Annotated in this window: 3 protein-coding genes and 1 pseudogene; all 4 read left to right on the top strand. The window is 31.7% G+C overall.

The genetic code is table 11. The annotated features are described in order from the left end of the window. Positions 1–222 precede the first annotated feature (222 nt). Positions 223–1131 (top strand): type IX secretion system membrane protein PorP/SprF, encoded by a 909-nt coding sequence (locus OA85_RS16860; RefSeq protein ID WP_039111023.1) that lies wholly within the window; start codon positions 223–225, stop codon positions 1129–1131. Positions 1132–1142: 11 nt separating this feature from the next. Next, positions 1143–3083 carry an OmpA family protein gene (locus OA85_RS16855; protein WP_039111022.1) on the top strand — a complete coding sequence of 647 codons (1941 nt, stop codon included), beginning with the start codon at positions 1143–1145 and terminating at the stop codon, positions 3081–3083. 644 nt (positions 3084–3727) lie between these two features. After that, positions 3728–5125 carry a hypothetical protein gene (locus tag OA85_RS16850; protein WP_082014190.1) on the top strand — a complete coding sequence of 466 codons (1398 nt, stop codon included), beginning with the start codon at positions 3728–3730 and terminating at the stop codon, positions 5123–5125. Further along, positions 5118–6463: pseudogene (locus tag OA85_RS16845) on the top strand (hypothetical protein); the annotation flags it as partial. The gene OA85_RS16850 and the pseudogene OA85_RS16845, both read left to right, overlap by 8 nt.

The following is a 6463-nucleotide window of genomic DNA, read 5'->3' as shown; positions in this document are numbered from 1 at the left end:
CTTAAACTATACCTCTATTGATGGTAATGGAAAATCTGTAACCAATAAAAAAGACGGATATTTATATCTAACTAAATAATTAAATTTAATACCTGAGGGCATTTTGTCCTCAGGTATAATTAATACAAATTGCCCTTTTTCTTGAATAACAAACCTTAAATAATTTTATCAAAACAATCAAAAATAAATTTGATAGATAATTTAAAATAATAAGTATCTACTATGAAAACAAAAATATTTTCTTTCGCTTTGATCTTTACAGCCTTTGTAAGTTTTGCGCAACAAGATGCTCAATTTACTCAATACATGTACAACACCATCAATATGAATCCTGCCTATGCAGGATCTAGAGGTGCTCTGAGTATTTTTGCGCTACATCGTACACAATGGGTAGGACTTGATGGTGCTCCAGTTACTAATGCAGTATCGATCAATACGCCCCTAAATGGAAGTAATTTAGGTTTAGGAGTATCCATTATAAATGACAGAATTGGTCCTACAACTGAGAATACGATTTCAACTGATTTATCATATACTATTCCTACTTCAGAAACTTTTAAACTTTCATTTGGAATCAAAGCAACAGCTAATTTTTTTAATTTGGATGTCAACCGATTAAATCCTGTTGACAATGACCCTAGTATACATGATTTCAATAATAAATTCACACCAAATATTGGTGCAGGGGTTTATTTACATTCAGACAAGGCTTATGTAGGATTTTCAATACCTAATTTCATAGAAAGCAATCGGTATGATGATAATGAAGTAGCTATTTTTAAAGAGAAAATTAATTATTACTTAATTGCAGGTTATGTATTTGATATGAATGATTACATAAAATTCAAACCCGCATTATTGACAAAAGTCGTAGGAGGTGCTCCACTTCAAGTTGATGTATCAGGAAATTTCATGTTCAATAACAAGTTTGTGGTGGGAGTAGCTTACAGATGGAGTGCCGCAATAAGTGCCATGGCTGGATTTCAGGTTTCGGATGGAATGTATATAGGATATGGTTATGACCATGAAACAACCAATTTAAAACATTATAATTCCGGGTCACATGAGATATTCTTGCGCTATGAATTATTCAAAAATAATAACAAAATTACAACTCCAAGATTCTTCTAAAAATAATTATTATGAAAAATAAAATACTCCTATACATAACAATAATAAGTATTTTTTCTTTTAATACTTATTCCCAAAAAGCAAAATTGGCTACAGCTGATAAAAAGTATGACAACTATGCCTATGTAGATGCTATAAAAACCTATGAGAGAGTGGCTGAAAAAGGGTATAAATCAACTGATTTGTTTAAAAAATTGGGAAATGCCTATTACTTCAATGCCGAGTTGGATAAAGCAGCTAAATGGTATGGGGAATTATTTGCTATGAATACCAATGATTTAGAACCGGAATATTACTATCGTTATGCGCAATCTTTGAGATCTATTGGCCAAAATGACAAAGCCAATGAAATGCTGGAATTATTCAATCAAAAATTAGGAAACGACAATAGAGGAAAACTTTTCAAGCAAAACACCAATTATTTAGAAGCCATTAAAGCTAATTCTGGAAGATATCAAGTGGAAGATGCAGGTATCAATTCAAAATATTCTGATTACGGAACTACAGTATATTTAAACAAAATAGTATTTGCTTCAGCTAGAGATACTGGTAGTTTAGGACAAAGAAAACATGCTTGGACCGATCAGCATTTTACTAATTTATACTCTGCTGATTTAGGCGATAACATGACTCCAGGTATACCTAAAAAGTTTGGTGCGACTATAAATTCTAAATTCCATGAATCTACTCCTGTATTTACTAATGATGGTAAAACCATGTATTTTACACGAAACAATTATCTTGATGGTAAAAAAGGTAAAGATGGAAATAAAATTACTTTAATAAAAATATACAAAGCCAGTTTAGAAAATGATAAATGGACTAATGTAACTGAACTGTCTTTTGACAGTAATAATTACAGTACAGCACATCCAGCATTAAGCCCTGATGGGAAGACATTATATTTTGCTTCAGATATGCCCGGAACATTAGGGCAGTCTGATTTATTCAAGGTGAAAATAAATGATGATGGGACTTTTGGAACACCAGAAAACTTAGGAAATAAAATCAATACGGAAGGAAGAGAAACCTTCCCTTTTGTAAATGATGAAAATGAAATTTATTTTGCCTCTGACGGGCATCCCGGTCTTGGAGGATTAGATGTTTTTGTATCCAAAATAAATACTGACGGAAGTTTCAGTGAAGTGCAAAATGTAGGAGAAAATGTTAATTCGCCTAAAGATGATTTTGCTTATTTAATAGATACAAAATCAAGAAGAGGTTTTTTTAGCTCCAATAGAGATGGTGGACAAGGATACGATGATATTTATAAATTCTTAGAAACCAAAAGACTTACTTGTGAGCAACTTTTATATGGTGAAATTACTGATTTAACTACAGCAGAATTACTTTCAGATGCGAAAGTTACCTTATACGACAGCCAATTTAATTTGGTAAGCACTACTACTTCTGATGCAAAAGGAAATTATTCTTTTACTGTTGAATGTGGAAAAACCTATAATGTAAGAGCTGAAAAACCAGAATACACCACCAAAGAACAAAAAATCACTATTGCTAACGATAAAGGAAAAACATACTTACCAATAGCATTGGAAAAAGGAAAATGTAAAGTTACCATTGGCGATGATTTAGGTAAATGTTTTGGTATAAAAATGATTTACTTTGATTTAGATAAATCTAATATTAGAACTGAAGCCGCTTTGGATTTAGAAAAAATATTAGATGTTTTAAATCAAAATCCAACTATGAAACTTGATATAAGATCCCATACAGATAGCAGACAAACATTCAAATATAATGAAGCTTTATCTGACAGAAGAGCTAAGTCTACCATAAACTGGTTAATCAAAAATGGTGTTGATTCAAGCAGATTAACCGGAAAAGGATTCGGTGAAACACAACTCGTAAATAAATGTGCTGATGGTGTAAAATGTACCGAGGAAGAACATCAAATGAACAGACGAAGTGAATTTATTATTACGGCCTTGTAAGTATATTTTCAGATTTCAACTTAAATCCATATTTAATAATTATAAACCTCGAAAGTTTCACTTTCGAGGTTTATTCGTTTTAAACAGAAGCTTTTTTTAAGTTAAACTATTATCATTATTAAAGTTTCTCGCTATTTAAAAAATAAAACAATTGTTAAAATTTTAATATGAAAATTTAATTTTTTCTTAAAAAAACTACATTTAAACGAGTATTTAGGTTATTGACAGAAAAAAAAAATCAATATTACTAATTCTTTGTAATTTTAATTTTATATCGTAAAAATGTGTTTTTAAATACGTTAAGATATAAAAGGTTATCAAGGAAAAAGAATAGTTTAAATCAAGAACAAAGCTATAAACTATGAAAAATTTAGAATTAATTTAAATTTTAAACTTATAATTTAAAATTTATTTAATTATTAATTAAAAAGTGTTAATTAATAATTTACAAGTTAAAACTGATTAAAAAAAATTAAAAAAATGTTTAATGCATTTATATTGTAAGAAAACCTGTGTTTATATATTGTTTTTAAAACTAAGCGATTCTTTAAGTTTTTATTTTTTCTTTTTAACAAAAAAGTCTATTTTTTATATATCAAATACCACAAAATTAACTTTAGTAATAATTAATTAAAATTGATTGTATGAAAACAAAAATTACCCTTCTTTTGCTAACTTTATTTATGTTTGTTGGTAATATATATTCCCAATTCGATACTAATCATCCTGATTTAAGATTATGTGGTACCGCACCAAATTATTATCTGGATGCTTTTAATTGTACCTCTAACAATTTTACATTAAAAGATGTATTCCTCAGTCTTACAGATGTAAATGGTGTTCCAATGAACACCACAACTTGTACAGTTGGAACTTCACAGCAACTATATGTAATGCTCAATTATACTTCAAATGCAAATAATACTCCTAATAATGGTCGATTATTTGCAGACATAGCTATTACTTCTTATAGTACAGGGGGAAACCCTTCTACTCAGACTATTCAAATTAATTCTTATTTAGGAGATATCAATCCTGGAAATGGGCAAAGATTAATTTACGGACCATTTACATGGACATGTGGACAAGAATTAGAACTAAAAAAAATATTAGTTGTTTGGAAAACTGGGGGTAATTCAACTCAATTATCCTCTTATAATTGCAGTACTTATAGTTCATCTCAATGTGAATTACCTGGGAATACTACCATTAAAAAACCTCTTGCAGTTCAGTTTTCATACAAAGCCTGTAAAGTTAGTAATAATATAACAGTCAATTTTACTTCAACTACTAATGGTGGTACTCCTGCATACACGTATGCTTGGGATTTAAATAATGATGGAATTTTTACTGATTCCTCACTTCCTAATCCATCATGGACATACTCTTATAATGCTTTAGGATATGTGGCTAAATTAAAAGTGACTGACTCTCTGGGTCTTACCAATACATTTACAGTAACAGTTGCTAATCCAACTGAATTAATGCTAAATGGTGCTACACCTACCAATGTTGGCTGTGGTGGAGGATCAAATGGCTCAATAATTTTAAATGATCCAACTGGAGGAACTCCTGGATATACCTATTCATGGAGTAATGGAGCTACAACTCAAAATATTAGCGGGCTTACTGGAGGTATTTACACAGTAACAGTGACTGATAGTAATGGTTGTACCAAACAACTTTCAGTAACGATTAATGGAGGGGATTCTATAAATCCAGTTGTAACTGCTCCTACAAATACAACAATTGAAGGATGTAGTGCATCATATTTGGTTGGTGCTGGTTTATTGGCTTTCTCAACCTCACAAGTAACAATCTCTCCTTCTACTTTTAATTCAATTGGAGGTTCATATGTTGATACTTCAACTATTTCAAGTATTACTTATCAAGATACACAAAGCGGAACCATGCCAATAATCATTACAAGAACTTTCAGAGTAACTGATGCCTGTAATAACGTTGGAAGTGCTACACAAACTATTAAAATTCAGGATACCACCAAACCGGTAGTGCCTGTTTTAAGTGCCTGTTTTGGCTAATGTAATCGGACAATGTACCGCTACCGCTACTGTTCCTGCAACTACCGATAATTGTTCTGGGACAATCACTGGGACAACATCAGATGCTTTAACCTATTCTACTCAGGGAACTCATGTTATTACATGGACCTTCACTGATGCGGTTGGAAATTTTTCTACCGCTACACAAAATGTTGTCATTACAGATACCACCAAACCCGAAGTGCCTGTTTTGGCTAATGTAATCGGACAATGTACCGCTACCGCTACTGTTCCTGCAACTACCGATAATTGTTCTGGTACGATCACTGGAATTGTGGATGATATTACACCTCCTTCAATAACTACAACTGGTACTAACACAACGATCAATTGTCCTGCAACTCCAGTATTCACTACTCCTACAGCTACTGATAATTGCTCAACAGCTACTGTCAATATACTATCTGATATAACAACTCCAGGCGCTTGTTCAGGAGCTTACAGTAGAACAATCACTTGGGATGCAACTGATGAAAGTGATAATCATAGTACAACAATAACACAAACCATTACAGTTCAAGACAATACTGCACCAACTTTTACACCACCAGCAAACATTACACTAAATAGTGGTGAGAATTGTATTGCTAATACTAACCCAACTATAACTGGTAATGTAACTAACATAAATGATACATGCGATTCTAATCCAAAAACAACTTATATCGATACAGAATGTTTTGGAGTTACAGAAAACAACGGATCCATAAATGCTGGACTTGGAAATTATTTCCCATTTACTGTTACTGGATTTGATGATTTATCAGCAAGTAATATTGAAAAAATCGCTTTATCCTTTGAAACAAATCAAGGAAAAGGAAGAGCTGAATTCACTTTAGTTTCTCCTAGCGGACAAGGAGTGATATTAGTTGGTCCATATTGTACAGGTGGAAATTGTGATGATGCTACATCGAGTTCACAAGAATTATATTTACCTGTATTTTATCCAAATAGCTCTGGTTATACTCAATGGAATAATGCTAATTTTATTCAAGACGGAATAAATCAAAATATGACTCCAAACGGTGGAACTACCTCACCAAACATAATCACTGGGTTAACTTCTTATGTATCAAGTTTTGAAAATCTTACTGGACCAATGAATGGTACTTGGTTTATTTATTCAAGAAAACAAGCAAATGTAAATGGAAGCATCGATTTTAACAGTATTTGTTTAACCCCAGCCAGTCCATGTACAAGCAATAAAGTAATTACAAGAACATGGACCGTTACAGATGCTTGTGGTAATTTTTCTAAAGCAATTCAAACAATAAAAATTCAAGATAAAACTGCTCCGGTATTGAGTCCGGTATTGAG

Origin of the sequence: Flavobacterium sp. AED, assembly GCF_000812945.1 — a bacterium.
Taxonomy (GTDB): Bacteria; Bacteroidota; Bacteroidia; order Flavobacteriales; family Flavobacteriaceae; genus Flavobacterium.
This window is presented reverse-complemented; position numbering and strand designations above follow the sequence as displayed.